The 26,152-nt window shown below is 69.9% G+C and carries 23 protein-coding genes, 1 tRNA gene and 1 pseudogene; 13 read left to right on the top strand and 12 right to left on the bottom strand.

Features of this window, described 5'->3' with window-relative positions:
* Window positions 1-176 precede the first annotated feature (176 nt).
* Window positions 177-1,364 (top strand): pyridoxal phosphate-dependent aminotransferase, encoded by a 1,188-nt coding sequence (locus tag OG982_RS15650; RefSeq protein ID WP_266786408.1) that lies wholly within the window; start codon window positions 177-179, stop codon window positions 1,362-1,364.
* Window positions 1,361-2,488: a hypothetical protein gene (locus OG982_RS15645; protein ID WP_266786410.1), complete on the top strand. Its 1,128-nt coding sequence runs from the start codon at window positions 1,361-1,363 to the stop codon at window positions 2,486-2,488. Before OG982_RS15650 ends, OG982_RS15645 begins: the two co-directional genes overlap by 4 nt.
* A 10-nt stretch (window positions 2,489-2,498) precedes the next feature.
* Here OG982_RS15645 and OG982_RS15640 read toward each other — a convergent pair whose 3' ends face one another.
* Window positions 2,499-3,047 (bottom strand): YbjN domain-containing protein, encoded by a 549-nt coding sequence (locus tag OG982_RS15640; protein ID WP_266786412.1) that lies wholly within the window; start codon window positions 3,045-3,047, stop codon window positions 2,499-2,501.
* Window positions 3,048-3,165: 118 nt separating this feature from the next.
* Here OG982_RS15640 and OG982_RS15635 point away from each other — a divergent pair, with 118 nt between their 5' ends.
* Entirely contained in the window at window positions 3,166-3,630 is a 465-nt protein-coding gene (locus OG982_RS15635) for a hypothetical protein (protein WP_266786414.1), read from the top strand.
* 71 nt (window positions 3,631-3,701) lie between these two features.
* On the opposite strand, the gene clpB is transcribed toward OG982_RS15635, so the two are convergent.
* Window positions 3,702-6,287 carry an ATP-dependent chaperone ClpB gene (clpB, locus tag OG982_RS15630; protein WP_266786416.1) on the bottom strand — a complete coding sequence of 862 codons (2,586 nt, stop codon included), beginning with the start codon at window positions 6,285-6,287 and terminating at the stop codon, window positions 3,702-3,704.
* 113 nt (window positions 6,288-6,400) lie between these two features.
* Here clpB and OG982_RS15625 point away from each other — a divergent pair, with 113 nt between their 5' ends.
* Window positions 6,401-6,832 (top strand): pyridoxamine 5'-phosphate oxidase family protein, encoded by a 432-nt coding sequence (locus tag OG982_RS15625; RefSeq protein ID WP_266786418.1) that lies wholly within the window; start codon window positions 6,401-6,403, stop codon window positions 6,830-6,832.
* Between the two features lie 170 nt (window positions 6,833-7,002).
* Here OG982_RS15625 and OG982_RS15620 read toward each other — a convergent pair whose 3' ends face one another.
* Window positions 7,003-7,317, bottom strand: coding sequence for a (2Fe-2S)-binding protein (locus tag OG982_RS15620; RefSeq protein WP_214931074.1), 315 nt, complete (start codon window positions 7,315-7,317; stop codon window positions 7,003-7,005).
* Window positions 7,317-7,571, bottom strand: a complete 255-nt coding sequence (locus OG982_RS15615; protein WP_266948742.1) for a hypothetical protein — start codon at window positions 7,569-7,571, stop codon at window positions 7,317-7,319. The genes OG982_RS15620 and OG982_RS15615 overlap by 1 nt, the downstream gene beginning before the upstream one ends.
* Before the next feature lie 102 nt (window positions 7,572-7,673).
* On the opposite strand from OG982_RS15615, the gene OG982_RS15610 reads away from it, so the two are divergent.
* Complete coding sequence (locus tag OG982_RS15610) at window positions 7,674-8,702, top strand: helix-turn-helix transcriptional regulator (protein ID WP_266786425.1); 1,029 nt, start codon at window positions 7,674-7,676, stop codon at window positions 8,700-8,702.
* Window positions 8,703-8,795: 93 nt separating this feature from the next.
* Here the strand turns inward: OG982_RS15610 and OG982_RS15605 are convergent, their stop codons facing one another.
* The 4 genes from OG982_RS15605 to dnaK are packed head-to-tail and all read right to left on the bottom strand — an operon-like array spanning window position 8,796 to window position 13,007.
* Window positions 8,796-9,260: a helix-turn-helix domain-containing protein gene (locus OG982_RS15605; protein ID WP_266786427.1), complete on the bottom strand. Its 465-nt coding sequence runs from the start codon at window positions 9,258-9,260 to the stop codon at window positions 8,796-8,798.
* A 1-nt stretch (window position 9,261) separates the two neighbouring features.
* The gene (gene dnaJ / locus OG982_RS15600) at window positions 9,262-10,440 is read right to left on the bottom strand and encodes a molecular chaperone DnaJ (protein ID WP_266786429.1); all 1,179 of its coding nucleotides are present in this window, start codon (window positions 10,438-10,440) and stop codon (window positions 9,262-9,264) included.
* Between the two features lie 39 nt (window positions 10,441-10,479).
* A complete protein-coding gene (gene grpE / locus OG982_RS15595; RefSeq protein WP_266786431.1) occupies window positions 10,480-11,163 on the bottom strand; it encodes a nucleotide exchange factor GrpE in 684 nt (227 codons plus the stop codon).
* Window positions 11,163-13,007 (bottom strand): molecular chaperone DnaK, encoded by a 1,845-nt coding sequence (dnaK, locus tag OG982_RS15590; RefSeq protein ID WP_266786433.1) that lies wholly within the window; start codon window positions 13,005-13,007, stop codon window positions 11,163-11,165. Before dnaK ends, grpE begins: the two co-directional genes overlap by 1 nt.
* Before the next feature lie 288 nt (window positions 13,008-13,295).
* Here dnaK and OG982_RS15585 point away from each other — a divergent pair, with 288 nt between their 5' ends.
* Window positions 13,296-13,871: a sugar transferase gene (locus tag OG982_RS15585; RefSeq protein ID WP_323139258.1), complete on the top strand. Its 576-nt coding sequence runs from the start codon at window positions 13,296-13,298 to the stop codon at window positions 13,869-13,871.
* Between the two features lie 191 nt (window positions 13,872-14,062).
* Window positions 14,063-16,264 (top strand): annotated as a pseudogene (locus OG982_RS15580) ((Fe-S)-binding protein); the annotation flags it as partial.
* A gap of 703 nt (window positions 16,265-16,967) precedes the next feature.
* On the opposite strand, the gene OG982_RS15575 reads toward OG982_RS15580, so the two are convergent.
* Window positions 16,968-17,987: a hypothetical protein gene (locus OG982_RS15575; RefSeq protein WP_266786435.1), complete on the bottom strand. Its 1,020-nt coding sequence runs from the start codon at window positions 17,985-17,987 to the stop codon at window positions 16,968-16,970.
* Between the two features lie 281 nt (window positions 17,988-18,268).
* Between OG982_RS15575 and OG982_RS15570 the strand changes: the two genes are divergently transcribed.
* Window positions 18,269-19,201 (top strand): Yip1 family protein, encoded by a 933-nt coding sequence (locus OG982_RS15570; protein ID WP_266786437.1) that lies wholly within the window; start codon window positions 18,269-18,271, stop codon window positions 19,199-19,201.
* Between the two features lie 112 nt (window positions 19,202-19,313).
* Here the strand turns inward: OG982_RS15570 and OG982_RS15565 are convergent, their stop codons facing one another.
* Both OG982_RS15565 and dcd read right to left on the bottom strand, forming a co-directional pair.
* Complete coding sequence (locus OG982_RS15565; protein ID WP_266786439.1) at window positions 19,314-19,814, bottom strand: phosphoribosyltransferase; 501 nt, start codon at window positions 19,812-19,814, stop codon at window positions 19,314-19,316.
* The gene (gene dcd / locus OG982_RS15560; protein ID WP_266786441.1) at window positions 19,811-20,398 is read right to left on the bottom strand and encodes a dCTP deaminase; all 588 of its coding nucleotides are present in this window, start codon (window positions 20,396-20,398) and stop codon (window positions 19,811-19,813) included. Before dcd ends, OG982_RS15565 begins: the two co-directional genes overlap by 4 nt.
* Before the next feature lie 455 nt (window positions 20,399-20,853).
* Between dcd and OG982_RS15555 the strand changes: the two genes are divergently transcribed.
* The 5 genes from OG982_RS15555 (at window position 20,854) to OG982_RS15535 (ending at window position 25,147) form a co-directional block, all read left to right on the top strand.
* A tRNA-Gly gene (locus tag OG982_RS15555) sits at window positions 20,854-20,924 on the top strand.
* Between the two features lie 1,404 nt (window positions 20,925-22,328).
* Complete coding sequence (locus OG982_RS15550) at window positions 22,329-22,532, top strand: cold-shock protein (RefSeq protein WP_030647895.1); 204 nt, start codon at window positions 22,329-22,331, stop codon at window positions 22,530-22,532.
* 286 nt (window positions 22,533-22,818) lie between these two features.
* Window positions 22,819-24,333, top strand: a complete 1,515-nt coding sequence (locus OG982_RS15545) for a DEAD/DEAH box helicase (RefSeq protein ID WP_266948741.1) — start codon at window positions 22,819-22,821, stop codon at window positions 24,331-24,333.
* Between the two features lie 46 nt (window positions 24,334-24,379).
* Window positions 24,380-24,784 carry a CBS domain-containing protein gene (locus tag OG982_RS15540; RefSeq protein ID WP_266786478.1) on the top strand — a complete coding sequence of 135 codons (405 nt, stop codon included), beginning with the start codon at window positions 24,380-24,382 and terminating at the stop codon, window positions 24,782-24,784.
* A gap of 51 nt (window positions 24,785-24,835) precedes the next feature.
* Entirely contained in the window at window positions 24,836-25,147 is a 312-nt protein-coding gene (locus OG982_RS15535; protein ID WP_266786480.1) for an SCO5918 family protein, read from the top strand.
* 107 nt (window positions 25,148-25,254) lie between these two features.
* Here OG982_RS15535 and OG982_RS15530 read toward each other — a convergent pair whose 3' ends face one another.
* Window positions 25,255-25,614 carry a hypothetical protein gene (locus tag OG982_RS15530; protein WP_030755669.1) on the bottom strand — a complete coding sequence of 120 codons (360 nt, stop codon included), beginning with the start codon at window positions 25,612-25,614 and terminating at the stop codon, window positions 25,255-25,257.
* Between the last annotated feature and the right edge of the window lie 538 nt (window positions 25,615-26,152).

Raw genomic sequence — 26,152 nt, 5'->3', positions numbered from 1 at the left:
GACAGACGACTACCACCACACTGACGATGATCACGACGGCCAGCATCATGCGCTCGCCCCTCTCTCACACCCCGGTCCCCCGAGGAGCGGGATCCCCGCGTCCCGCGTGTTGACGGGATGCCCTCAGGCCATCCGTGCCAAAGCACACTTGAGCAAGTCCAGAGGTTCGCCCGAGGATGGCGCCCATGAGCGCACCCGCGGGCAACAGCCGCCCCTTCCTCAACCGCCGCCTCGCCGCATTCGGCACGACGATCTTCGCGGAGATGTCGGCGCTGGCCGCCCGCACCGGGTCGATCAACCTCGGCCAGGGCTTCCCGGACACCGACGGCCCGGCCGAGATCGCCGAGGCCGCCGCCCGCGCGGTCCTCGCCGGCCACGGCAACCAGTACCCGCCCGGCCCCGGCATCCCCGAGCTGCGCACCGCGATCGCCGCCCACCAGCAGCGGTTCTACGGCCTCCCCTACGACCCGGACACCGAGGTGCTGGTCACCGCCGGCGCCACCGAAGCCATCGCCGCCTCCCTGCTCGCCCTCCTCGAACCGGGCGACGAGGTCATCGCCCTCGAACCCTTCTACGACTCCTACGCCGCCTGCATCGCCATGGCCGGCGCGGTCCGCGTCCCCCTCACCCTGCGCGCCCCGGACTTCCGCCCCGACCTCGACGCCCTCCGCGACGCCATCACCCCGCGCACCCGCCTGCTGCTGCTGAACACCCCGCACAACCCGACGGGCACCGTCCTGACCCCGGCCGAACTCGCGGCGATCGCCGAGCTGGCCGTCCGCCACGACCTGCTCGTCATCACCGACGAGGTCTACGAACACCTCGTCTTCGAGGGCTCCCACACCCCGCTGGCCTCGCTGCCCGGCATGCGGGAGCGGACGGTGACCATCTCCAGCGCGGGCAAGACGTACTCCTTCACCGGCTGGAAGGTCGGCTGGATCACCTCCACGCCCGAGCTGGTCTCGGCCGTCCGTTCGGTGAAGCAATTCCTGACCTACGTCTCCTCGGGGCCCTTCCAGTACGCCGTGGCCGAGGCACTCGCCCTCCCCGACGCCTACTACGAGGGCCTGCGCGCCGACCTCGCCGCCAAGCGCGACCTGCTCTCCGACGGCCTCGCGGCGGCCGGCTTCCGGGTCTTCCGCCCCCAGGGCACCTACTTCGTCACCACCGACATCGCCCCCCTCGGCGAGAGTGACGGCGTCGCCTTCTGCCGCGCCCTGCCGGAGCGCTGCGGGGTCGTCGCCATCCCGAACCAGGTCTTCTACGACGACAAGTCCGCCGGGGCCACCCAGGTGCGCTGGGCGTTCTGCAAGAAGACCGAAGTCCTGCACGAGGCCGTCGAGCGCCTTCAGCGGCTGACGTGACCACCGTCTCCGTACGGGCGGTCGGCACGGCCACGCCCGCCGCCGTCGCCGCGCTCGGGGTGTTCGCCGCCGTGCGCGGCGGCGGCGTGCTGGTGCTCGCCGTCAGCGCGTGGTGGGCCGGCAAGAGCCCGGTCAAGGTCCTCGGTGGATCCTGGGACTCCGTCTGGTACCTGCACATCGCCGCCCACGGGTACGGGCGCACCCAAATGTGGCCCGCCACCGGGTCCGTACAGAGCGACTACGCCTTCTTCCCGCTCTACCCGTACCTGGTGGGGCTGGCCGGCGGCACCCACGCCGCCGCACTGCTGGTCGCCTGGTCGGCCGCCGCGTCGGCCGCCATCGGTGTCTACAAGGTCGGGGAGCGGCTGCTGGGGCAGCGGGGCGGGCTGCTGCTGGTGGCGCTGTGGGCGGTGCTGCCGCACTCGGTGGTGCTGACCCTCGGCTACACGGAGGCGCTGCTGGCCGCGCTGGCCGCCTGGACCCTGTACGCCCTGCTGACCGGGCGGTGGCTGTGGGCGGCGGGGCTCGCGATGCTCGCCGGGCTGACCAGGCCGACGGGGATCGCGGTGGCCGCGGCCGTCTCCGTCATGGCCCTGCACGAGGTGGTCGTACGAAGATCCCGCGCGCCCGAGGTGTGGGCGGCCGGGCTGCTCGCACCGACCGGCTGGACGGCGTACGTCGTGGCCGTGGGGGCGCGGACGGGGGATCCCCTCGGCGGGTACTTCGAGGTGCAGCGCCTGTGGGGCTCCCGCTTCGACTTCGGCGGGGGGGCGCTGCGCTCGGCCGAGAAGGTGGTCACCGGGGGGAGCGTGCCGCTGGCCACCACGGTGACCGTGTTCGTCCTGGCGGCGGCGGGGCTGCTGGCGATCCTGCTGGCCCTGGACCGCATGCCGCTGGCGGTCCTCGTGTACACGGGGGTCCTGATGGTGATCACCTACGGCGGGGCCGGGTTCTTCGAATCCAAGCCGCGCTTCCTGGTCCCCGCGTTCCCGCTGCTGCTGCCGGTGGCGGCCGCGATGGCGAGAGCCCGGCACGGCACCGCGGTCATGGTGACCGCGGGGCTGGCCGGGCTCTCCTACGGCTACGGGGTGTACCTGCTCCTCGTAGCCAAAGTGCCACTGTGACGGGTGACGGCTAGTTGGTCGCTTCGCCGTCGTCGCCCTCGTCGTCGCCGTCGGCGGAGTCGATCTCCTTCTCCAGGCCGAGCTGCTCCACGAGCCACTTGTCGAACTCGATGGACGCGCGGACCCAGCTGACCGTGGAGGAGACGAAGTGCTCCAGGTTGACGCCGGTGCCGATCAGCATCTGCGCCTCACCGATCAGGCGGACGGAGCCGTCGTCGTGCGTGTGGCTGTAGACCTTCGGCCACAGGGTGCGGCGGTTCCAGTCGTCGATCGATTCGAGGAGCTGGGGCTTCTCGTCGATCTTGTGCGGGCGGTCGTAGAAGGTCCGCACGGAGAAGACCTGCTGCTCGTCTTCGCCGCGGAACATGAAGTACGTGCGGAAATCCTCCCACGGCGCCGCGAGGTCACCCTCGTCGTCGACGACGTACTTGAGCTCCATCTGGTCCAGGAGCTGCTTGACCAGATCCTGGTCGGGGACGACGGGGCCCGCCGGTCCTGTGGCCTGCGGATCGGGCTGCTGCCCTCCGAAGTTCGGAATCGAGGCCGGGTCGATGCTCACCGTGTACTTCCCTTCGTGCGGATGACGTCATCCTCCCCCATCCGTCCTACCCCGTGTCCAGCCCCGCACGTACGATCCGCTCCGGGCGGAACGAGTAAGAACCGAGTAAGGGGGGCACGTGGCGATGACGGGTGCGTTCAAGCTGGTCACAGGGCTGTCGCTGGCCGTCGTCGGCTGCGTGGGCGCCGGGGTGCTGTGGCTGGTCACGGGGGATTCCGGGGAGGACGGCGGCCCCGCGGGGACGGCCGACTGCACGGAGGCGATGGCGTTCGCCCGGATGGACCCGCCGCCGGGCCTGCGGGACGGCACGTGCGACCGGAGCGAGGCGGCGGACGGCCGCGCGACGGTCCTGGGGACGTTCCGCATGGAGCACGCCGATGTCGAGGCGTGGGTCGCGTCCTTCCCGAAGGCGCCGCGGCAGGTCGCCTGCCCGGGGCCCCACCCGGAGAACTACGACCCGGAGAACGAGGGCTGCTTCACCCTCGCCCACGACGAGCCGCAGCCCGGCCGGGCGGCCGGGCTGCGGCTGCGGATCACCCCGGAGGTCGGGACCACCGCGAAGGTCCGCTTCGAGGCGTCCTGAGGCCGCCTGAGCGGCCGGAGGGCGTCAGGACGTCAGGGGCGTCAGATGCCGTCAGACGGCATCAGACGGCGTCAGAGCGCCTTGCCGACCAGCAGGTCCTCGCCCGCCACGTCGACCCGTACGGTGTCGCCGTCCTTGACCTCGCCGGAGAGGATCTCCTTGGCCAGGCGGTCGCCGATCGCCGTCTGGATCAGCCGGCGCAGCGGCCGGGCGCCGTAGGCGGGGTCGTTGCCCTTGTCCGCGAGCCAGGCGAGGGCGTCGGGAGTGACGTCCAGGGTCAGCCGGCGGGCGGCGAGCCGCTTGGCGAGGGAGCCGATCTGGAGCTCGGCGATGTGCGCCAGCTCGTCCCGGGTCAGGGCGGAGAAGACCACGAGGTCGTCGAGGCGGTTGAGGAACTCCGGCTTGAAGGAGCCCCGCACCACTTCCAGGACCTTGGCCTTCTTGTCCTCCGCCGAGGTCGCCGGGTCCATGAGGAACTGGCTGCCCAGGTTGGAGGTCAGGATCAGGATGGTGTTGCGGAAGTCCACGGTGCGGCCCTGGCCGTCCGTGAGGCGGCCGTCGTCCAGGACCTGGAGCAGGATGTCGAAGACCTCGGGGTGGGCCTTCTCCACCTCGTCCAGCAGCACCACGGAGTACGGACGGCGCCGGACGGCCTCGGTGAGCTGGCCGCCCTCCTCGTAGCCCACGTACCCGGGCGGGGCGCCGACGAGCCGGGCCACGCTGTGCTTCTCGGAGTACTCGGACATGTCGATGCGGACCATGGCCCGCTCGTCGTCGAAGAGGAAGTCCGCGAGGGCCTTCGCCAGCTCCGTCTTGCCGACGCCCGTGGGGCCCAGGAAGAGGAAGGAGCCCGTCGGGCGGTCCGGGTCGGCGATGCCGGCCCGGGTGCGGCGCACGGCGTCCGAGACGGCCCGTACGGCCTCGCCCTGGCCGATCAGGCGCCGGCCCAGCTCGCCCTCCATGCGCAGCAGCTTCTGCGTCTCGCCCTCCAGGAGGCGGCCCGCCGGGATGCCCGTCCAGGCGCCGACCACGTCGGCGATGTCGTCGGGGCCGACCTCGTCCTTGACCATCGTCCCCTTGGACGCCTCGGCCTCGGCCTCGGTGGCCTCCTCCAGCTCGCGCTCCAGCGTCGGGATCTCCCCGTAGAGCAGCTTGGAGGCGGAGTCGAAGTCGCCGTCGCGCTGGGCGCGCTCGGCCTGGCCGCGCAGGTCGTCCAGGCGCTCCTTGAGCTCGCCGACCCGGTTGAGGGACTGCTTCTCCTTCTCCCAGCGGGCGGTCAGGCCCCGCAGGTCCTCCTCCTTGTCCGCGAGGTCCTTGCGGAGCTTGTCGAGGCGCTCCAGCGAGGCCGGGTCGGACTCGTTCTTCAGGGCCAGCTCCTCCATGCGCAGGCGGTCCACGGAGCGCTGGAGCTCGTCGATCTCCAGCGGCGAGGAGTCGATCTCCATGCGCAGCCGGGACGCGGCCTCGTCGACGAGGTCGATGGCCTTGTCGGGCAGGAAGCGGGAGGTGATGTAGCGGTCGGAGAGGGTGGCCGCGGCCACCAGCGCGCTGTCGTTGATGACGACCTTGTGGTGGGCCTCGTAGCGGCCCTTGAGGCCGCGCAGGATCGCGATGGTGTCCTCGACGCTCGGCTCCGCCACCAGCACCTGCTGGAAGCGGCGCTCCAGCGCCGGGTCCTTCTCGATGCGCTCGCGGTACTCGTCCAGGGTGGTCGCGCCGACCATGCGCAGCTCGCCGCGGGCCAGCATGGGCTTGAGCATGTTGCCCGCGTCCATGGCCGAGTCGCCGCCGGCGCCCGCGCCGACGACGGTGTGGAGCTCGTCGATGAACGTGATGATCTGGCCGTCGCTCGACTTGATCTCCGCGAGGACGGTCTTGAGGCGCTCCTCGAACTCGCCGCGGTACTTGGCGCCCGCGACCATCGCGCCGAGGTCGAGGGCGACCAGGCGCTTGTTCTTCAGGGACTCGGGGACGTCGCCCTTGACGATGCGCTGGGCCAGGCCCTCGACGACGGCCGTCTTGCCGACGCCGGGCTCGCCGATCAGCACGGGGTTGTTCTTCGTGCGGCGGGACAGGACCTGCACGACGCGCCGGATCTCGTGGTCGCGGCCGATGACGGGGTCGAGCTTGCCGTCGCGGGCGGCGGCCGTGAAGTCGGTGCCGAACTTCTCCAGGGCCTTGTACTGGCCCTCGGGGTCGGGGCTGGTCACCCGCCGTCCTCCTCGTGCTTTCTCGAAGGCGGCGAGCAGCTTGCCGGCCGTCGCGCCCTGGGCGGAAAGGACCTCACCGGCCGCGCCGCCCTTGGCGGCGATGGCGATGAGGAGGTGCTCGGTGGAGAGGTACTCGTCGCCCAGCTTCCCGGCCCGGGCGTCGGCCTCGGCGAGTACGGCGAGGAGGTCGCGGGTGGCCTGCGGGGGCGCGACCGTGGAGCCGGTGACGCTGGGCAGGGCGGCGACGAGCCGCTCCGCGCCGTCGCGCACGGCGGCCTGGTCGGCCTCGGTGGCGGCGAGCAGATCGGTGATGTTCTCGTTGTCCTGGCCGGCGAGCAGGGCCAGCAGGAGGTGTGCGGGGGTCAGATCCGCGTTCCCGTCCTTGACGGCCCTGCTGGTGGCTGCGTTCAGCGCGTCCCGGCTCTTGTTGGTCAGCTCGGCATCCACGTGCGACTTCTCCTCTCCGTACGGTTCATGCGTCGTGCACATACTCTGACATTGGCAACCTGCACAAAGTTGAGTCTATTCCACTCAAGGCGGCCCGACGTACGCTTCGGCGCATGCGTGTTTCGAACCCAGGCCATGACGTACTCAACCCGACGCCCGAGTACCTCGCCTTCTGGCGGGAGCGGCACGTCTGCACCCTGACCACCCCGCGGCCCGACGGAAGCCCGCACGTGGTGCCGGTGGGGGTGACGTACGACCCGGAGGCCGGGCTCGCGCGGGTGATCAGCAACAAGCACAGCAAGAAGGTCCGCAACGTCCTGGCGGCGCAGGAGGCCGGCCCGGACGGCTGGGCGCGGGTCGCGGTCTGCCAGATGGAAGGGCGCCGCTGGGCGACCCTGGAGGGGCGCGCGGTGGTCCGCACGGACGAGGCCTCGGTCGCCGAGGCGGTGGCGCGCTACGCGGAGCGGTACGGGCGGGTGCCCTCGCCGAACCCGGACCGGGTGGTCGTGGAGATCACCCTGGACCGGGCCATGGGACGGGCGTGACGCGGGAGTACGACCGGGCCGGGTGGAACCGGGCGGAAAAGGACCTCGATTAATTGTCCGGTTCAACCACTGGACGCGGACATCACAGCGGCGCCATCGTGGTCAGGTCCACGATGGCGCCGCTGTGTGGGGGAAGCGCCTGAGCGATCTGCAACGACGGGGGAATCGCGTCAGGCACTGCGGGGGGTGGCGGTGGTGATGTCGGGTTCGAAGAGCTGGTGGTCGCGCTGATCGAGATTGACGAAGACCATGCCGTACCGGACCTCGCAGCGGACGGGCTGCGGCGCGCCGCGGGGGCGGCGCAGACAGCGGTAGGCACGGACGTCTTCGTCTTCCTCGCGCACGACGACGATCGGCTGGCCGAACAGGGTGACCATCAGCGAATCGCCGGTGTGCGGGATCGCCGTGGCCAGGTCGATGAACTGCCATCCCGACCGGTACGCCGAGGCCATCTCGCGCCGGAAGTCACGGTCGTCAGGGGTCATCAGACGGCCTTCACGGGCGTGGTGTTCCAACCACTGTCCGCCTCGCCTGCCGGCTTGGCATTCCAACCGCTGTCCGACTTCACCGTCGGCACGATGTTCCAACCGCTGTCCGACTCCCCTGCCGGCGTGGTGTTCCAACCGCTGTCACTGGCCAGAGCGCTCCCCGCATCACCATTGACGACGCTGACTGCCCCAAAGACCGCGACAGCGGAGAAAACAACGGCAAGCGCCGAGCGAAGCATTCTCTTGTACATGGTCGGCTTCGTCCTCACTTGATGGAATCCTCTCCCCCGCACGTCAGACCATGGCTCATTCAGGCACGTTACGGCCACAGGGACGATGCATCATGTTCTTGCATGTTCAGGACCCTGGGGGGTGGAGATTTGCCCATAAACGACACAAACCCGACACATCCCCACCCCGTGACGGCCATGTGCGACGACGGGGCACGCCTGTACGCCGCGGCGCTGAGCACCGGCCGGGTGCCGAGGGGAGAAGTGACAAACGCTCCCTGCCTGCTCGAATTCGGTCTGCTGCGACCCGACCCGGATGACGCGAACCAGCTCCGCGCGGTTCCCCCGTCCGTCGCTTTGGCCCAACGCCTCCATCCACTCGAACGTGAGATCCAGGACCGCAGGCGCACCGCCATCGACCTCACCGATGCATTCGAGCCTTTCCTCGCCATCAGCGCCCAGAGCCCCGCGAACACCCACGCCATCACCGTGCTGGAGGGGTTCGACCAGATCAACGCCGCACTCGACCTCGCCACCGCCGAGTGCCACACGGAGATGCTGACCGTCCAGCCGGGCGGTGCCCGGCCGTCCTTCGTCCTCAGCGAGGCCCTGGAACGCGACGCGCCGCTGATCGACCGGGGCGTGAGCATCCGGACCCTCTACCAGCACACCGCGCGCCACAGCCAGGGCACGCTCGCCTATGTGGACCGCATCTCCACCGGGAAGGTTGAGATCCGCACGCTGGAGGAGCTGATCGAGCGCCTCATCATCTTCGACCGGACCGTCGCCTTCATCCCCGTCAGCGAAGACCGGCGGGTGGCGCTGGAGCTGCGTCACCCGGGGCTCGTGCAGTATCTCATCAAGGTCTTCGAGCAACTCTGGCGCCGTGCAGTGCCGTTGCGCGACGAGGTGACGTACACGCACATGCCCGAGGGCATCTCCGGCGTGCAGCGGTCCATCGCGCAGCTCCTGATCGAGGGGCACGTCGACGAGGCCATCGCGCGCCGGCTGGGGATGAACGTACGGACCTGCCGGGCGCACATCGCGAAGCTGGCCACCGCCCTGGGCAGCGGCAGCCGGGCGCAGCTGGGCTACCTCATCGCCCAGTCGGGGATCCTGCACGGGGACCCCTCACAGCTGCCGAAGTGCTGATCCAGGGCCGCTGTACGGGCGGACCGACGCGTGACGAAGGCCCCGCCCGGGATTCCCGGGCGGGGCCTTCGTCACGAGCGGGTGCGGGCGCCGTCAGTCCGTCGGGCGCTTGGGGCGCCAGACGACCAGGGCGTTGCCCGGCACCGGCGGCTGGTACGGAACCAGGTCCCGGCGGTACGAGGCGTGCACCTGGGCCTCACGGGCCCGCAGGGCGGCCGCGGCGCCGTCCACGGTGGCCGAGAGCTCGGCCACCCGCTGCTGGAGCGCGGCGACCTGGTTCTCCAGCTCGATGATGCGTTTGATGCCCGCCAGGTTGATGCCCTCGTCCTGGGACAGCGCCTGCACCGTGCGGAGCAGCTCGATGTCACGGGCCGAGTAGCGCCGGCCGCGGCCGGCCGTGCGGTCCGGGGAGACCAGGCCGAGGCGGTCGTACTGGCGGAGGGTCTGCGGATGCAGGCCCGAGAGCTGGGCGGCCACCGAGATCACGTAGACCGGAGTCTCGTCAGTGAGTTCGTAGGCCCCATTACCGAATCGAGGCTGTCTGCGGCGGCCGTCCATGTCATGCTCCCTTCGCGGACTCGAACAGCGCGGCGCGCGGGTCGTGCGACTCGGTCGCGACGCGGTACATCTCCAGCGCCTCACGCGCCTTGTCCGACAGCTCCGTCGGCACGGCCACCTCGACCGTCACCAGCAGGTCGCCGCGGGTGCCGTCCTTGCGGACCGCGCCCTTGCCGCGGGCCCGCATCGTACGGCCGTTGGGGGTGCCCGGCGGCAGCTTCAGCGTCACCGCCGGGCCGTTCAGGGTCGGGACCCTGACATCGGCGCCGAGGGCGGCCTCCGCGAAGCTCACCGGGACCGTCACCGTCAGGTTGTCGCCCTTGCGGCCGAACACCGGGTGGCTGTCGACGTGGACCACGACGTAGAGGTCACCCGCCGGGCCGCCGCGCTCGCCCGGCGCACCCTTGCCGCGCAGCCGGATCCGCTGGCCGTCGGAGACTCCCGCCGGGATCCGGACCTGCATGGTGCGGGAGCTGCGGGCGCGCCCGCTGCCCTTGCACACGTCGCAGGGGGTCTCCGCGATCAGACCGCGGCCCTTGCAGTCCGCGCAGGGGTCGGTCAGCGAGAAGCCGCCGCCGCTGCCCCGCGAGACCTGGCCGGTGCCGACGCAGGTCGGGCACACCCGGGGGGTGCCGTTCTTGTCGCCGGTGCCCGAACAGGCCTTGCAGGGCGCCTGGGAGGACATCCGCAGCGGGACGGTCGCCCCGTCCACCGCCTCCGTGAAGGACAGCGTGACCTCGGACTCGATGTCCTGGCCGCGGCGCGGCTGGACCCGGGTTCCGGGACCGGCGCCGCCGCGGTTGAACAGGCCGCCGAACACGTCGCCCAGGCCGCCGCCGAAGCCGCCGCCCGCGCCGCCCGGCTGCTGACCGCCGAAGAGGTCGCCGAGGTCGAAGTTGAACGAGCCGCCGCCCCCGCCCGGCCCGGGGCGGAAGCCACCGTTGCCGAACAGGGCGCGCGCCTCGTCGTACTCCTTGCGCCGCTTGGCGTCGCCGAGGATGTCGTTCGCCTCGGAGATCTCCTTGAAGCGCTCCTCCGCCGAGGCGTCGCCCTTGTTGGCGTCCGGGTGGAACTCGCGGGCGAGCTTCCGGTACGCCTTCTTGATCTCGGCCTCGGTGGCGTCCTTCGGGACACCGAGGACCTTGTAGTAGTCCTTCTCGACGAAGTCCTTCGTGCTCATCCCCGGTGGCCCTCCTCTCGTTCTCCTACGTGTACTGCGTCAGCCCTTTTCGGGAGCATCCGTGTCCTTGTCGGACGGTGCTTCGCCCTCCGAGGACTCGGACTTGGCGGCCGGGGCCGCACCCGGCTGGGGCTCGGCGACCGCGACCCGCGCGGGGCGGATCGTACGCTCGCCGATCCGGTAGCCCGGCTGCAGGATCGCCACGCAGGTGTCCTCGGTGACATCCGGCGCGTACGAGTGCATCAGGGCCTCGTGGATCGTCGGGTCGAAGGGCTCGCCCTCCTTGCCGAACTGCTGGAGGCCCATCTTGGCCGCGGCCGTCTCCAGCGATTCGGCCACCGACTTGAAGCCACCGACCAGCTCGCCATGGTCCCGCGCCCGGCCGATGTCGTCCAGAGTCGGGAGCAGCTCCGTCAGGAGGGACGCGACCGCGATCTCCTTGACGGCGATGCGGTCCCGCTCCACCCGGCGACGGTAGTTCTGGTACTCGGCCTGGAGCCGCTGGAGGTCCGCGGTGCGCTCGTTCAGCGCGGTACGGGCCTGGTCCAGCTGCGCCAGGAGGGCGGCCTCCTGGCCGGCGGGCCGTGCTGCTGTGGAGTCCCCGGCCGGGGCCGCCGCCTCCTCCTCGGAGGAATCGGCGGCCTTCGGCTCGGCGGCGTCGTCAGGCGTGGCGCCGGCGGGGACTTCGGGCTTCTCCTCGAAGCCCGGCGTCTCCTCCGACATCAGGCAGCGCCGCCCTTCGGCTTCTCGTCGTCGACGATCTCGGCGTCCACGACGTCGTCCTCGGGCTTGGCCTGCTGGCCCTCACCGGCGCCACCCGCGGCCTGAGCGGCCTGGGCGTCGGCGTACATGGCCTGGCCGAGCTTCTGGCTGACCGCCGCGAGCTTCTCGGTCGCGGTGCGGATCTCGGTCGCGTCCTCACCCTTGAGCTTGTCCTTCAGCTCGGTGATCGCGGTCTCGACCTCGGTCTTGATCTCGCCCGGAACCTTGTCCGCGTTCTCCGAGAGGAACTTCTCCGTCTGGTAGACGAGCTGCTCACCCTGGTTGCGGGACTCGGCGGCCTCCTTGCGGCGCAGGTCCTCGTCCGCGTACTGCTCCGCCTCCTGGCGCATGCGGTCGACCTCGTCCTTGCCGAGCGAGGAGCCGCCGGTGACGGTCATCTTCTGCTCCTTGCCCGTGCCAAGGTCCTTGGCCGTGACGTGCATGATGCCGTTCGCGTCGATGTCGAAGGAGACCTCGATCTGCGGGACGCCACGCGGGGCCGGCGGCAGGCCGGTCAGCTCGAACATGCCGAGCTTCTTGTTGTACGCCGCGATCTCGCGCTCGCCCTGGTAGACCTGGATCTGCACCGACGGCTGGTTGTCCTCGGCCGTCGTGAAGATCTCGGACCGCTTGGTCGGGATCGTGGTGTTGCGCTCGATGAGCTTGGTCATGATGCCGCCCTTGGTCTCGATGCCGAGGGACAGCGGGGTCACGTCGAGGAGCAGGACGTCCTTGACCTCACCCTTGAGCACACCGGCCTGGAGGGTGGCGCCGATGGCGACGACCTCGTCCGGGTTGACGCCCTTGTTGGCGTCCTGACCGCCGGTGAGCTCCTTGACGAGCTCGGCGACGGCCGGCATGCGGGTGGAGCCGCCGACCAGGACCACGTGGTCGATCTCGGACAGCGCGATGCCGGCGTCCTTGATGACGTTGTGGAACGGGGTCTTGCAGCGCTCCAGGAGGTCGGCCGTCAGCTGCTGGAACTGGGCGCGCGTGAGCTTCTCGTCCAGGTGCAGCGGGCCCTCGGCGGACGCCGTGATGTAGGGGAGGTTGATCGAGGTCTCCGTGGAGGAGGACAGCTCGATCTTCGCCTTCTCGGCGGCCTCGCGCAGGCGCTGGAGCGCCATCTTGTCCTTGGACAGGTCGACGCCGTGACCGTTGGCGAACTGCTTCACCAGGTAGTCGACGACGCGCTGGTCCCAGTCGTCACCACCGAGGTGGTTGTCACCGTTGGTGGCCTTCACCTCGACGACGCCGTCACCGATCTCCAGCAGCGACACGTCGAAGGTGCCGCCACCGAGGTCGAAGACGAGAATGGTCTGGTCGTCCTTGTCGAGGCCGTACGCCAGGGCGGCGGCGGTCGGCTCGTTGACGATGCGCAGGACGTTCAGGCCCGCGATTTCACCGGCCTCCTTCGTCGCCTGACGCTCGGAGTCGTTGAAGTAGGCCGGGACGGTGATGACCGCGTCCGTGACCTTCTCGCCCAGGTACGCCTCGGCGTCGCGCTTCAGCTTCTGCAGGATGAAGGCGCTCATCTGCTGCGGGTTGAAGTCCTTGCCATCCAGGTTGATCTTCCAGTCAGTGCCCATGTGGCGCTTGACGGAGCGGATGGTCCGGTCCACGTTCGTGACCGCCTGGCGCTTGGCGACCTCGCCGACGAGGACCTCGCCGTTCTTGGCGAAGGCGACGACGGACGGCGTGGTCCTGGCGCCCTCGGCGTTGGTGATGACGGTGGGCTCGCCGCCTTCGAGAACGCTGACGACGGAGTTAGTGGTGCCCAGGTCGATGCCGACCGCACGTGCCATTTCAATTCCTCCAGCTGACTTGAGTGCAACGGACTCAACCATGCCGCAACGCGGCGCTTGCGTCAACAGAGGTGAGCCTAAGGGACTCAACTTTTACGGCAGCCTTACGCTCACCTGCGCACCCGCACACCCCGACGGCCCCCGGACCCGCCGGCCCGGGCGCGGCCGGGCACGCTCGCCGCGAGGGGGCGCCCGACGCCGGCCCGCGCGGGGCCGAGCGGGGGATGCTCGGTGGCCGCCGCTGCGCGGCACCACCCACCCGTCGGAGACACACGGCACGGTGCGTGCATGCCGTTGTCGTTGCCGTCGTTCGCACCGCCCGCGATCCGGCGCCTCGCCCCCGCCCTGCGGATGCGCCCCGCGCGCATCCCCTCCTGCCCGGCCAAGCGGGTCGTGGACCTGCTCGGGGCGCTGCTGCTGCTCGGCGTGTTCGCCGTACCGCTGCTGGTGGCCGCCGGGCTGTTGTACGTCGGCCAGGGCGGGCGGGTCTTCCTGCGGGAGCCGGCGGTCGGACTCGGGGGGCGGCCGTTCCGGACCTGGCGACTGCGGACGGACGCGGGGGCGGGCCGTGTCGGGACGGCGGTGGAGCGGTGCGCGATGGACCTGCTGCCGCAGCTGGTCAACGTGCTCCGGGGTGAGATGTCCCTGGTCGGGCCGCGCCCGGGGCCGGGTACGGACCGCCCGGACCGGCTCCTCGTAAAACCGGGAATGACGGGGTTGTGGCAGGTGAGCGCGCGGTCCGACCTCCCGTGGGAGGAAATGGCCCTCCTGGACCGACACTATGTGGAGAGCCACTGGCTGGGGATGGATCTCGCGATCCTGGCCCAGACCCCCCGGGCGGCCCGTCGGCACAGGTCGGCGTAGGCCGGCGCGGGTCCGCGTGGGTCGGCGTGGGTCGGCGTAGGTCGGCACAGGCCGGCGCGGGCCGCGGCATAGGCAAGCCTGAGCGACACAGATCACCGCGCGCTCAGCTACATTGCGGCGTCGGGAATGGGTAACCTCAAGCCTTGACTGAATAAGTTACCGCTTAGTAATGCCGCCCGAGGAGCCCCTCCATGCAACTCGCCGCGATCATCGTGTCGCTGGTCCTGACCGTGGTCGGCGTCGCGCTGCTCGCCCGAGCCGTGGCGCAGATCTACCGGTTCGTGAAGCTCGGTCAGCCCGTGCCGGCAGGCAGCCGCACGGACGACCCCAAGGCCCGAACGATCACCCTGGTCCGGGAGTTCCTCGGCCACAGCCGCATGAACCGCTGGGGCATCGTCGGGTTCGCCCACTGGTTCGTCGCGATCGGCTTCCTGACGCTGCCTCCGACGCTGGTGCAGGCGTACGGCCAGCTCTTCCAGGCGGACTGGGTGCTGCCGATCGTCGGGAACTTCCTGCCGTTCGAGCTGTACATCGAGTTCATCGGCATCATGACGATCCTCGGCATCGCCGTGCTGATCGCCATCCGCCTGCTGTCGCTGCCCTCCCGCGCGGGCCGCAAGTCGCGCTTCACGGGCTCCAAGGCCTGGCAGGCGTACTTCGTCGAGTACGTGATCCTCACCATCGGCCTCGCGATCCTGTGCCTGCGCGGTCTTGAGGGCGCGATCCACCACGTGGACTCGTACGAGCCGGCGTACTTCGCCTCGTACCCGCTGGTCCTGGCCTTCAAGGGGCTCTCGCTCGGCGCGCTGCAGAACGCCATCTACTTCACCGCGATGATCAAGATCGGCGTCTCGCTGATCTGGATGATCGTCGTCTCGCTCAACACCAACATGGGTGTCGCCTGGCACCGCTTCCTCGGCTTCCCGAACATCTGGTTCAAGCGCAACGCGGACGGCGCGACGGCGCTCGGCGCGCTCCAGCCGATGACGAGCGGCGGCAAGGAGATCGACTTCGAGGAGCCGGGCGAGGACGACGTCTTCGGCGTCTCCCAGGTCGAGCAGTTCTCCTGGAAGGGCATCCTCGACTTCTCCACCTGCACCGAGTGCGGCCGCTGCCAGTCGCAGTGCCCCGCCTGGAACACCGGCAAGCCGCTGTCCCCGAAGCTCCTGATCATGTCGCTGCGCGACCACGCGCACGCCAAGGCCCCGTACCTGCTCGCGGGCGGCGGCAAGGACATGGAGGGCAACGAGAAGGCCACGGCGGAGCAGCTCGCCGGTGTCCCCGCCGCCGCCCTCGCGGAGGCGGAGCGCCCGCTCATCGGCACCGCCGAGGAGAACGGCGTCATCGACCCCGACGTGCTGTGGTCCTGCACGACCTGTGGCGCGTGCGTGGAGCAGTGCCCGGTCGACATCGAGCACATCGACCACATCGTCGACATGCGGCGCTACCAGGTGATGATCGAGAGCGCGTTCCCGTCGGAGGCGGGCACGATGCTCAAGAACCTGGAGAAGAAGGGCAACCCCTGGGGCCTCGCGAAGAAGCAGCGCGTGGAGTGGACCAAGGAGGTGGACTTCGAGGTCCCGATCATCGGCAAGGACGCGGAGGACCTCTCCGAGTTCGACTACCTCTACTGGGTCGGCTGCGCGGGCGCCCTCGAAGACCGCGCCAAGAAGACCACGAAGGCCTTCGCGGAGCTGCTGAACATCGCGGGCGTGAAGTTCGCGATCATGGGCGGCGACGAGAAGTGCACGGGTGACTCCCCGCGCCGTCTGGGCAACGAGCCGCTGTTCCAGCAGCTGGCCCAGGAGAACGTGGCGATGCTGAACATGGCGTTCGGCGAGGACGACGACGACCCGGCCACGAAGAAGCCGAAGTCGACAAAGCGGATCGTCTCGACCTGCCCGCACTGCTTCAACACCATCGCGAACGAGTACCCGCAGCTGGGCGGCGAGTACGAGGTCATCCACCACACGCAGCTGCTTCAGCACCTGATCGACGAGGGCCGGCTGCTGCCGGTGACGCCGGTCGACGGGCTGATCACGTACCACGACCCGTGCTACCTGGGCCGGCACAACAAGGTCTACACGCCGCCGCGCGAGATCATGTCGGCCGTGCCGGGCCTGCGTCAGCAGGAGATGCACCGCCACAAGGAGCGCGGCTTCTGCTGTGGCGCGGGTGGCGCGCGCATGTGGATGGAAGAGCGCATCGGCAAGCGGATCAACAACGAGCGCGTCGACGAGGCCCTGTCCCTGAACCCGGACATCGTCTCGACGGCCTGCCCGTTCTGCCTGGTCATGCTGACGGACTCGGTGAACGGCAAGAAGAACGACGGCCAGGCGAAGGAACACGTCCAGGTCGTGGACGTGGCCCAGCTGCTCCTGGAGTCGGTGAAGAACCCGGAGGCCGAGGCGGCTGCGCTGGCGCTGGCCGAGGCGGAGGCCGCTGCGGCTGCCGCCGAGGCGGAGGCGGCTGCGGCCGCCAAGGCCGAGGCCGCCGCCGCGAAGGCCGCCGCCGCCGCTGCCGCGAAGGCGGAAGCAGAGGCCGCGGCGAAGGCCGCCGCCGAGGCAGAGGCCGCCGAGGCGGAGGCCGAGCCGACCGAGGCGGAGCCGACGGCAGCCGCTGACGTCGCTCCCGCGGCGAAGGCGGACGCCGCCGCCGCTGCCGAGGCCGCTCCTGCGGCCGAGGCGGAATCTGAGGCTGCTCCCGCCGCCGAGCCCGAGGCCGCGCCGAAGGCGGAAGCTGCTCCGGCGGCTGAGGCTGCGGCTGCTCCCGCCGCCGAGGCGGCCACGCCGGAGGCGGACGCCGCTCCCGCGGCGGAGCCGAAGGCTGCTGCGGCTGAGGCCGAGCCGGCCGAGGCTGAGGCGAAGGGCGCTGAGGCCGAGGCGGACAAGGCCGCGGCGGAGTCGAAGGGCGCTGCTGCTGAGGCCGAGGTCGAGGCTTCGGAGGGGTCGGGCGCGAAGTAGGCGCCGGGCAGGAACGCCGGAACGGCCGGTCCCCGTCAGGGGGACCGGCCGTTCCGTGTTCCGGGGGCCTGGGGCTCGCCCCCGGTTTCGGGAAGGGGCGGGGTGGGGGACGGCCCCGCGCAGCGGCCCCCGACTACGCCCGCCGCAGCACGGCGAAGCCCAGCCCGGCCGCGCCGACCGCCGCCATCCCCCCACCCGCAGCCACCAGGTGCGGCGCGTCCGTCCCACCGGCCCCGCCGACACCCTCCGCCCCGGCCTTCACGCCACCCTTCGGCACGACACGCCCCTCAGCGGCCGGCACCGGCACCGGCACCGTCTTCTTCCGCTTCTCCCCGACCGTGTACTTCTCGATCAGCTTCCCGCTGCCGAAGTCGTACACCCAGCTGTTCCCACCGCTCTTCCCGTCGATGACGACGAACTTCACGCCGCGCTTGCCGTCCTGGACGAGCTTGTACGTCCAGCCGTCGTTCAGCACGCTCGGGTGCTTCAGGTCGATCGTGCCCAGCACGTTGCCGTTCGGCGTGGAGATGACCGCCCGCTTGCCGCCGGGCCCGTCGATCAGCTTCGCGATCCGCCCGTCGGGCATCGTCACCCGCACCGAGGTCACCCTGTCCTCAACCGGCTTCGGCTTCTCCCCGCCCTCCATCCACGACCTCACGGTGCCGTCCGGCTGGAGCACGACGTGCAGCCCGTTGTTCTGCCCGTACGCCGCCGCACCGCCCCTGCTGACCAGCGTGTCCAGCTTCGTGGAGCCGGCGAGGATATCGGCCTCGAAGTGGCGATCGCCGATCTTGTAGACCTTGGCGACCGACCCGTCGGCCAACTTCACCGTGGCCACGAAGGCCCGTACCGGTTTGGTCGGCTTGGTCGGCTTCGCGGGCGTCGTCGGCGTCGTCGGCGTCGGCTCCGCCGGCGTCGTCACCGGCGGAGTCGTCACCGGCGGAGTCGTCTCCGGCACGGCCGGCCCGGTCGGGTCCGTCGGCTCGGCGGTCGGCCGCTCAACCCCCGGCGACGCCTCCGACTCCGCCCCCGGGCCCGCCGGCGAATCGGCGAACGCGGCCCCCACCGGTACGGCGAGAACGGCGGCCGCCCCCGTCAGAACGGCGGCGGTACGGAGGGTCGTGCGACGTGCGGTACGGCGAGTGCTGCGCATGGTGGGGGCTCTCCTCGATGTCGTTCGTTGCTTCGCTGCGGCGCGACGTCAACGAAGCTACGTGCCCGATATCTACGTATTCCGTCGGCAACGTAACGAACCCCCGCAGACTTTCCCCCAGCCACGTAAACCCGACACCCACCCGGCGCCCGCCCCGCACCCCACCACCCGGGGGACATCCCCCCGGGGTACCCCTAAGGGATGTCACAGCTCAGCCGCAAAGGCCCCCGCTTCCGGCCGCCGGTCCACGGGCTCCCGCCGGACCAGGTACTTTCGATCACGTGGCTGGATTCAGGATCGGACGCGGCCGGGACAACAACCGCACCCCGCAACAACCTTCGCGGCAGCAGCCGTACGGTCAGCAGCAACCGCAGCAGGCGCCGTACGGTCAGCAGCCCTACCCGCCCGCCGGGTCTCCCCCGCAGCAGCAGTGGCCCCAGCAGGCCGCCGCCGGGGGGCACGGCGAGCCCGAGTACTTCGACCCGTACGGTCAGCAGCAACCGCCCCCGTACGACCAGGGCGGCGGCGGCCACGGCGGCGGCCATGGCGGTCACGGCGGCTCGTACGCGGACAACCCCGGCTACACCCAGGCCTTCGCCATCGGCGAGGACCCGTACGGCCAGGCCGCGACGTACCACGCGGGCGCCGGCGCGCCCCCGGCCGGCCCCGTCGGCCCGCGGCTGCGCTGGAAGGAGCTCCTGCGCGGCATCGTGATGCGCCCCGGGCCGACGTTCCTGCAGATGCGCGACTACGCCGTCTGGGGTCCGGCGCTGACCGTGACGTTCCTCTACGGCCTGCTCGCGGTCTTCGGCCTCGACGAGGCCCGCGACGACGCGATCAACGCGACCCTCGCCAACGCCGTCCCGATCGTGCTCTCCACCGGCGTGGCCTTCGTCATCTGCGGCCTGCTGCTCGGCGCGGTCACGCACACCCTGGCCCGCCAGCTGGGCGGCGACGGCTCCTGGCAGCCGACCGTGGGCCTGTCGATGCTGGTCATGTCCATCACCGACGCCCCGCGACTGCTCTTCGCCGTGTTCCTCAGCGGCGACAACATGGTCGTGCAGGTGCTCGGCTGGGTGACCTGGCTGGCCGCCGGCGCCCTGTTCACCTCGCTGATCAGCAAGTCGCACGACCTGCCGTGGCCGAAGGCGCTCGGCGCCTCCGCCATCCAGCTGATCGCCCTGCTGTCGATCATCAAGCTGGGCACGCTCTAGCAGCCGACCGACCGCCGACCGACCGTCGGCCGTAGGCACGAGGAGGGGCCCGCCCCGCGCGCATCATGCGCGGGGCGGGCCCCTCCTCGTATCCGTCCGTCGAGGACAGGGGTCAGGCGTCGAGCACCTGCCCCTCCCTCTTCACCACCGGCGGCTCGACCGACCACGGGAAGTTGATCCACTCGTCGGTCTTCTTCCACACGTACTCGCACTTCACGAGCGAGTGCGACTTCTCGTAGATGACGGCCGAACGCACCTCGGCGACGTGGCCCAGGCAGAAGTCGTGCACCAGCTTGAGCGTCTTGCCGGTGTCGGCGACGTCGTCGGCGATCAGCACCTTCTTGTCGGTGAAGTCGATCGCCTCGGGCACCGGCGCCAGCATGACCGGCATCTCCAGGGTGGTGCCCACGCCGGTGTAGAACTCCACGTTCACGAGGTGGATGTTCTTGCAGTCCAGCGCGTACGCCAGGCCGCCGGCCACGAACACGCCACCGCGGGCGATGCTCAGGATGATGTCGGGCTCGTAGCCGTCGTCGGCGATGGTCTGCGCCAGCTCGCGGACGGCGCGCCCGAAGCCCTCGTAGGTCAGGTTCTCGCGTACTGCGTCGCTCATGCCTCGTGCCTCACCTGGGTACGGTGGAAGTTCTGGAAGGAGCGCGAGGCGGTCGGCCCGCGCTGCCCCTGGTACCTGGACCCGTAGCGCTCACTGCCGTACGGGAACTCGGCGGGCGAGCTGAGCCGGAACATGCACAGCTGCCCGATCTTCATGCCCGGCCAGAGCTTGATCGGCAGGGTGGCCAGGTTCGACAGCTCCAGGGTCACGTGACCCGAGAACCCGGGGTCGATGAACCCGGCGGTCGAGTGCGTCACCAGCCCCAGGCGCCCCAGGCTGGACTTCCCCTCCAGGCGGGAGGCGATGTCGTCGGGGAGCGAGACGACCTCGTACGTCGAGGCGAGCACGAACTCACCCGGGTGGAGGATGAACGCCTCGTCGCCCTCCGGCTCGACCATGCGGGTCAGGTCCGGCTGCTCGACGGCGGGGTCGATGTGGGCGTAGCGGTGGTTCTCGAACACCCGGAAGTACCGGTCGAGACGCACATCGATACTGGAGGGCTGCACCATCGATTCCTCGAACGGGTCGATGCGAACCCGTCCGCTGTCGATCTCGGCCCGGATGTCTTTGTCAGAGAGAAGCACGTCCCGAGGATACGCAGAGCGCGCGAGCCACCCCCAATCGGAGCGGACCCCGCGCGCCTGTGGCGGCTATCGCTTCACGCCTCCGACGGGCACGGCGTGCCGCAGCCGCGCACACCGCGGACACCGCAGCAACCGCCCCGGCCCGATCCGGCCGGCCCCGAGCTGCTGGAGCGGAAACGAAGCGGTGCTGAACACGTGCCCTTCGGCACAACGGACGACGGTGTGCTCCATCGAGTCCCTTTCCCCTACGAGCCATCCTGCGACGAATCGCCACATTAGGGGATGATCGGGACCCACCCAAGCCGCCGCTCCGAACCCGTACGTTACGCCCCAACTCCCGCCCCCACACGCCTCGCTGCACCCCACACACAACAACGACCCCGCGGCAAATTCACCGGGGGTCGATCATGAGGTAGAGTGTGCAACGGTAAGGCTCCAGGCAACTGGACCACCATGCGGATGTAGTTTAATGGTAGAACATGAGCTTCCCAAGCTTATAGCGCGGGTTCGATTCCCGTCATCCGCTCTTGCAAGAAGGCCCAGGTCAGCGACCTGGGCCTTCTTCGTTATCTAGACCTCTCACCCCTCGCCGTGCCCTCCGCGTGCCCCAACTCGCAGGAACTCCCTGGCCGGAGGGCTGTTCGCGCATCACTTGCACCACACGAGCCCCCGCCGGTCTCGCGTCGCGAGACACGTCCTCGATGACCTGCGTCACACCGCTGTCTCCGTCGCGTGAATTCGCTTTCCAAAAGGGGCGGTTGGTCGGAGGGGTTGGCTCAGACTCTCGACGGGTCTCCCTAGTCCTCCCTCCCCGCCAACACGCGATCGGCGGCGTAGTGCGGGCAGGAAGGGAGGTGCCACGTCACCGTCACCCGACACCGGTCGGCGGTGACGGTACGGGCCTGCCCAGTGGCCGGGCAGGCCGCGCAGTGCGGGCACACGACGGTTTCGAACTTCAGCTCAGCCATCACCTACGCCACCTTCCCCGCCAACGGTGCTCGCGACGAGAGTGCCACGCCTCTCAGCGGGACAGGCTCCACACACCGGTCCCCACTGATGCAAGTCTCGAAGAAGGCTGCGCACCGGGACTCGGGGGCGGCCTGGTCCAGCCGTGCCAGTGAGATGGCCACTGAGATCACCGTTGATCTGACCATCTCGTCAGGAGGTTCCCACGGGTGCCGGTGGATGAAGGCAGTGACCCTGAGCAGGACACTCCAGCAGAGCGGCCGGGCACGGCCGGTCCTGCCGTTCACGTGTGGGCCACGGCCGGCCCACCATGTCTTCCCGCTGAGGCGGCCGCCACCATCGAGGCCATCGTGCGGGCTGTGCACCATGGCGATGACGTTCGTATCCGGATCCTGTTGGCAGCCTTGGTCGACATCGCCGACACCGAGGTCCTCCTCCACCTGCGGGAGCGGCTTCGCGAACGACCGCAGTGACGGTCAGGCTCTGCGGAACAGACGTGTAGCGAGAGCGGGGCTGGCCGCGCTGCCTTGCCGTGGACGCCCCCGAGACCGCCATGGAGCCCTGCGAGCTGCTGATCCCTTCGGGAGGGCGCTGCGGACCCACCCCGCAGGCTCACGTCCCCTGGACTGCACGTCGCAGCTGGCGGACGCCCTTGCTCGCGAAACGCTGCACTCGGAGGGAATCAATATCTATCCCCGCGGTCAGAGAGTTTAATGGACCCCGCAGGGAGAGTTTTTCCGCACCGCACACGATGGAGATATTTAGCGCACACAAACCGCTGCAGCGTGCTACTGTCGATCTCGGTTGCAGTTTTGGTACCCAAAAACTTCAAGCGCTCCAGTCGGCCTCCGCGTCACATTCGAGTGCTTCATATTTCCGGGTCATTTTCCGGCGGGGCATCATCGCGGCGACACGGTGTCCGTACAGTGCGGATGCTGGTGTACTGCCCCAAAGGAGATATGACATGGCATCTGGCACCGTGAAGTGGTTCAACGCGGCCAAGGGTTTCGGCTTCATCGAGCAGGACGGTGGCGGCGACGACGTCTTCGCCCACTTCTCGAACATCGCCGCCCAGGGCTTCCGCGAGCTGCTGGAAGGCCAGAAGGTCACCTTCGACATCGCGCAGGGCCAGAAGGGCCCGACGGCCGAGAACATCGTTCCCGCCTGACGCTGACGCGCATTTCGTAGCTGGGGCCCGCATCCCTCGGGGTGCGGGCCCCAGCTGCACGCATTTCCCGCAGTATTTCAGGGTTACAGCCTGCTCGGCGCTTCACCCCACTCGATTTCTCGGTTTCGCGTCCCCCCGTGACGCCATCTCAGCGCATGCGCCCGTACAGAATCTCTGCGGGTCAGAGTCGCTTTCACATTCCATTCGGCAACGTTCTTGTGATTCCCAGCGCCACGTTTCCGCTGCGGAAATTCCTTGATACGCGCCGTATCAAGGAAGGTTCTGAATGAACCGCACACGTACGAACGACCGTTCCTCTCGCACCCGCAGCCGCACCGGCGGCCCCGCTTTCGGCGCTGCCGCCGGTTCGGAGCGGGGCAGCCGCTTCGGGTCGTCGGCCCCGAGCCGTTCCGGAGGTCCGCGCCGCTCGGGCGGCTACGGCCGCCGACCCGCAGCGGTACAGGGCGAGTTCGCTCCGCCGAAGACCATTACTCCCGCGCTGCCCGCCGTCGAGGCCTTCGCCGACCTCGACATGCCGGCGGAGCTGCTTGCTGCCCTCGGCGCGCAGGGCCTGAGCGTGCCGTTCCCGATCCAGGGAGCCACCCTGCCCAACACCCTTTCGGGCCGCGACGTCCTCGGCCGCGGCCGTACCGGCTCCGGCAAGACCCTGGCCTTCGGCCTCGCCCTGCTGGCCCGCACCGCCGGACAGCGCGCTGAGCCGCGCCAGCCGCTGGCCCTGGTCCTCGTCCCCACCCGCGAGCTGGCCCAGCAGGTGACCGACGCCCTCACCCCGTACGCCCGCGCCGTGAAGCTGCGCCTGACCACGGTCGTCGGCGGCATGTCGATCGGCAAGCAGGCCGGAGCGCTGCGCGGAGGCGCGGAGGTCGTCGTGGCCACGCCCGGCCGGTTGAAGGACCTCATCGACCGTGGCGAATGCCGGCTGAACCAGGTCGCGATCACCGTCCTCGACGAGGCCGACCAGATGGCCGACATGGGCTTCATGCCGCAGGTCACCGCCCTCCTCGATCAGGTGCGCCCCGAGGGCCAGCGGATGCTCTTCTCCGCCACCCTCGACCGCAACGTCGACCTGCTGGTCCGGCGCTACCTCACCGACCCCGTCGTGCACTCGGTGGACCCCTCGGCCGGTGCGGTGACGACGATGGAGCACCACGTGCTGCACGTCCACGGCGCCGACAAGCACCGGACGACGACGGAGATCGCGGCGCGCGAGGGCCGGGTGATGATGTTCCTGGACACCAAGCACGCCGTCGACCGGCTCACCAGCCACCTGCTGAACAGCGGCGTACGGGCCGCCGCGCTGCACGGCGGGAAGTCCCAGCCCCAGCGCACCCGCACCCTGGCCCAGTTCAAGACCGGGCACGTGACCGTGCTGGTCGCGACGAACGTCGCGGCGCGCGGCATCCACGTCGACAACCTCGACCTCGTCGTGAACGTCGACCCGCCCACCGACCCCAAGGACTACCTCCACCGCGGCGGCCGCACCGCCCGCGCCGGCGAGTCCGGCAGCGTCGTCACCCTCGTCACCCCCAACCAGCGCCGCGACATGACCCGCCTCATGCAGGCCGCCAGGATCACCCCGCAGACCACGCAGGTCCGCTCGGGCGAAGAGGCCCTGAACCGGATCACCGGCGCCCAGGCACCCTCCGGCGTCCCCGTCGTCATCACCGCACCGGTCGTCGAACGCGCCAAGCGCAGCGCCACTTCCCGGGGCACGCGACGGCCCGCTTCGACGGCCCGGCGTGTGAGCGTGCGGCAGTCTGCCTTCGATGCGGCGGCCTGAGAACCACGTGATCAGGAAACTGACCCATCTCTGCAGGAGGCACGTTTTGACGATGATCCAGATGCAGCCCCGCTCGGCGAACGCCAACGCTGTGCACCGGACGGTGGACGACGCGATGGAGGCGGCCGGTCCACAGGTATGTGACGACATGACGGTCGAGGTGGCCCTGGCCGTCATGGCCGGCGCCCGCGCGGATCATCTGCTCGTCTGCGACGAGGACGGCCTGTGCACCGGGCTGGTCACGCAGGCCCAGCTCACCGCTGTCCACGACAGCGCGGCGTACACCGACCGGGTCCGTCTCCGCGACCTGCTGGGGGACCGCGGGCCGGTCGCCTCACCCGCAACCACGATGGCCGAAGCCGAACACGCGATGCGCTACCGCCGGCTCGATGCCCTGCCGGTCGTCGATGAGCAGGGCAGTGCTCTGGGCGTCCTCGCCCTTGCCCGCTGAACCGCCTCACCGCGGCACGGCCGTCCCCCCTTCTTCTTCCTGTGAGGCAACATGCGCTGTGTCATCGCCCGTTTCCCGTTCGACCTGACCAAGAGCGGTGTCCTGGAGTCGATGAAGGGCGTCAAGCCCGAGCAGGTCGTCGGCGAGTCCGTGATCATCGGGCGCCGTACCTACCCCGTCAAGCAAGTCGGTCAGGTCATCACGCGCCAGGACCGCCGCGACTTCAGCACCGGTGAAGTCCTCCGGGCCATGACCCAGCTCGGGTTCACCTGCCGCGGCCTCCCCCGGGCCGCCATGCCCACGCGCGTCCTCAGCCCGCTCCAGCAGGCTTCCGCGATGCTCGGCATCCCGGTGACCGTCTGACGGACAGGACCGGGCGCGAGCCGACACCCGGACAGCGAGGAGGGCCCGACCGGCACGCGCCGGTCGGGCCCTCCCTCGTGCCCAGGGGTTTCTTACGCGATGTCGGGTCAGTGGTCGGAGTAGCTGAAGTCGCCCATGGTCCATGCGCTGACATCCGCGATCGAGACGCGATACATCCCACCCGTCTCCGGGATCCCCACCGTGCCCTGAAGGATGCGGGCCACATGGAAGTGCAGATGAGTGGGCGGTCCCTCGTGGGGTGTCGTGGCGGTGAAGATGGCGGCGAACTCGCCCAGGCGGGCGGAATCCGTCAGGACCTCCGACACCCGCTGCCTCCAGACGGCTTCGGGTGCCAGCCGACCGGTGATGACAGCGCCACCGGTGACCACGGTCAGGGACATCTGATTGCTCTGCCCGGACTCCACCAGGGTGGCAACGTCAACGAGCAGCTCGTCAGGCTTCGACATGAGAGCCGATTTTATGCACCAGTCGTCCCGTCCTCTCGACCGGTAGCACTCGGTCGTGAAGTGCACTCACCGCCTTCCCGCGGAGGCCCGAGGGGTGACACCGGTTGCTCGGGCGATGCGGTGACCATGGGCCAGCCGAATCCACCGGTACGGCCGTACAGGACAGGGCGTCCGAGCCCCTGATCTGCTGTGCAGGCTGCTCTGCGCATCTGGGCCGACCGCGAACGCCTAACTCTCCTCGGCGGGAACGAAAATCTATGACGGCCAGAGTAGACATTGGGCTGTGGCGTGGTTATGGTTTCTCTCGTAGCCCAGGGAGACAGCAGGGCCTGGCAGAGACGAACTGCCGGGCAGCAGTACCTGTAGTTGCAGTGCGCAGGACGGTGCGGTGGTGGAGTTCCGAAGCCAGGGTTGTTACAGGACGGCGACGGGACTGACGACCGGACCGGGTGGCCCGCAGTGATCAGGGGCCGCCGTGGGCAGTACCAGCAGTTAACGCAGTGGCAGTACCTGTAAGTGCAGTTCGAAGTACCCAGCA

The sequence above is a fragment of the Streptomyces sp. NBC_01551 genome, from assembly GCF_026339935.1.
In the GTDB taxonomy this organism is placed as follows: Bacteria; Actinomycetota; Actinomycetes; order Streptomycetales; family Streptomycetaceae; genus Streptomyces.
This window is presented reverse-complemented; position numbering and strand designations above follow the sequence as displayed.

Bases quoted from the DNA above. Each gene is read 5' to 3' on its own strand.
- OG982_RS15535 (WP_266786480.1), top strand. From the start codon at position 24,836: ATGCGCTGTGTCATCGCCCGTTTCCCGTTCGACCTGACCAAGAGCGGT.
- dnaK (WP_266786433.1), bottom strand. From the start codon at position 13,007: ATGGCACGTGCGGTCGGCATCGACCTGGGCACCACTAACTCCGTCGTC.
- grpE (WP_266786431.1), bottom strand. From the start codon at position 11,163: ATGTCGGAGGAGACGCCGGGCTTCGAGGAGAAGCCCGAAGTCCCCGCC.
- OG982_RS15530 (WP_030755669.1), bottom strand. From the start codon at position 25,614: ATGTCGAAGCCTGACGAGCTGCTCGTTGACGTTGCCACCCTGGTGGAG.
- OG982_RS15585 (WP_323139258.1), top strand. From the start codon at position 13,296: ATGCCGTTGTCGTTGCCGTCGTTCGCACCGCCCGCGATCCGGCGCCTC.
- OG982_RS15610 (WP_266786425.1), top strand. From the start codon at position 7,674: ATGTTCAGGACCCTGGGGGGTGGAGATTTGCCCATAAACGACACAAAC.
- OG982_RS15625 (WP_266786418.1), top strand. From the start codon at position 6,401: ATGCGTGTTTCGAACCCAGGCCATGACGTACTCAACCCGACGCCCGAG.
- OG982_RS15620 (WP_214931074.1), bottom strand. From the start codon at position 7,317: ATGACCCCTGACGACCGTGACTTCCGGCGCGAGATGGCCTCGGCGTAC.
- OG982_RS15565 (WP_266786439.1), bottom strand. From the start codon at position 19,814: ATGAGCGACGCAGTACGCGAGAACCTGACCTACGAGGGCTTCGGGCGC.
- OG982_RS15575 (WP_266786435.1), bottom strand. From the start codon at position 17,987: ATGCGCAGCACTCGCCGTACCGCACGTCGCACGACCCTCCGTACCGCC.
- OG982_RS15650 (WP_266786408.1), top strand. From the start codon at position 177: ATGGCGCCCATGAGCGCACCCGCGGGCAACAGCCGCCCCTTCCTCAAC.
- OG982_RS15545 (WP_266948741.1), top strand. From the start codon at position 22,819: ATGAACCGCACACGTACGAACGACCGTTCCTCTCGCACCCGCAGCCGC.
- OG982_RS15605 (WP_266786427.1), bottom strand. From the start codon at position 9,260: ATGGACGGCCGCCGCAGACAGCCTCGATTCGGTAATGGGGCCTACGAA.
- dnaJ (WP_266786429.1), bottom strand. From the start codon at position 10,440: ATGAGCACGAAGGACTTCGTCGAGAAGGACTACTACAAGGTCCTCGGT.
- OG982_RS15550 (WP_030647895.1), top strand. From the start codon at position 22,329: ATGGCATCTGGCACCGTGAAGTGGTTCAACGCGGCCAAGGGTTTCGGC.
- OG982_RS15615 (WP_266948742.1), bottom strand. From the start codon at position 7,571: ATGTACAAGAGAATGCTTCGCTCGGCGCTTGCCGTTGTTTTCTCCGCT.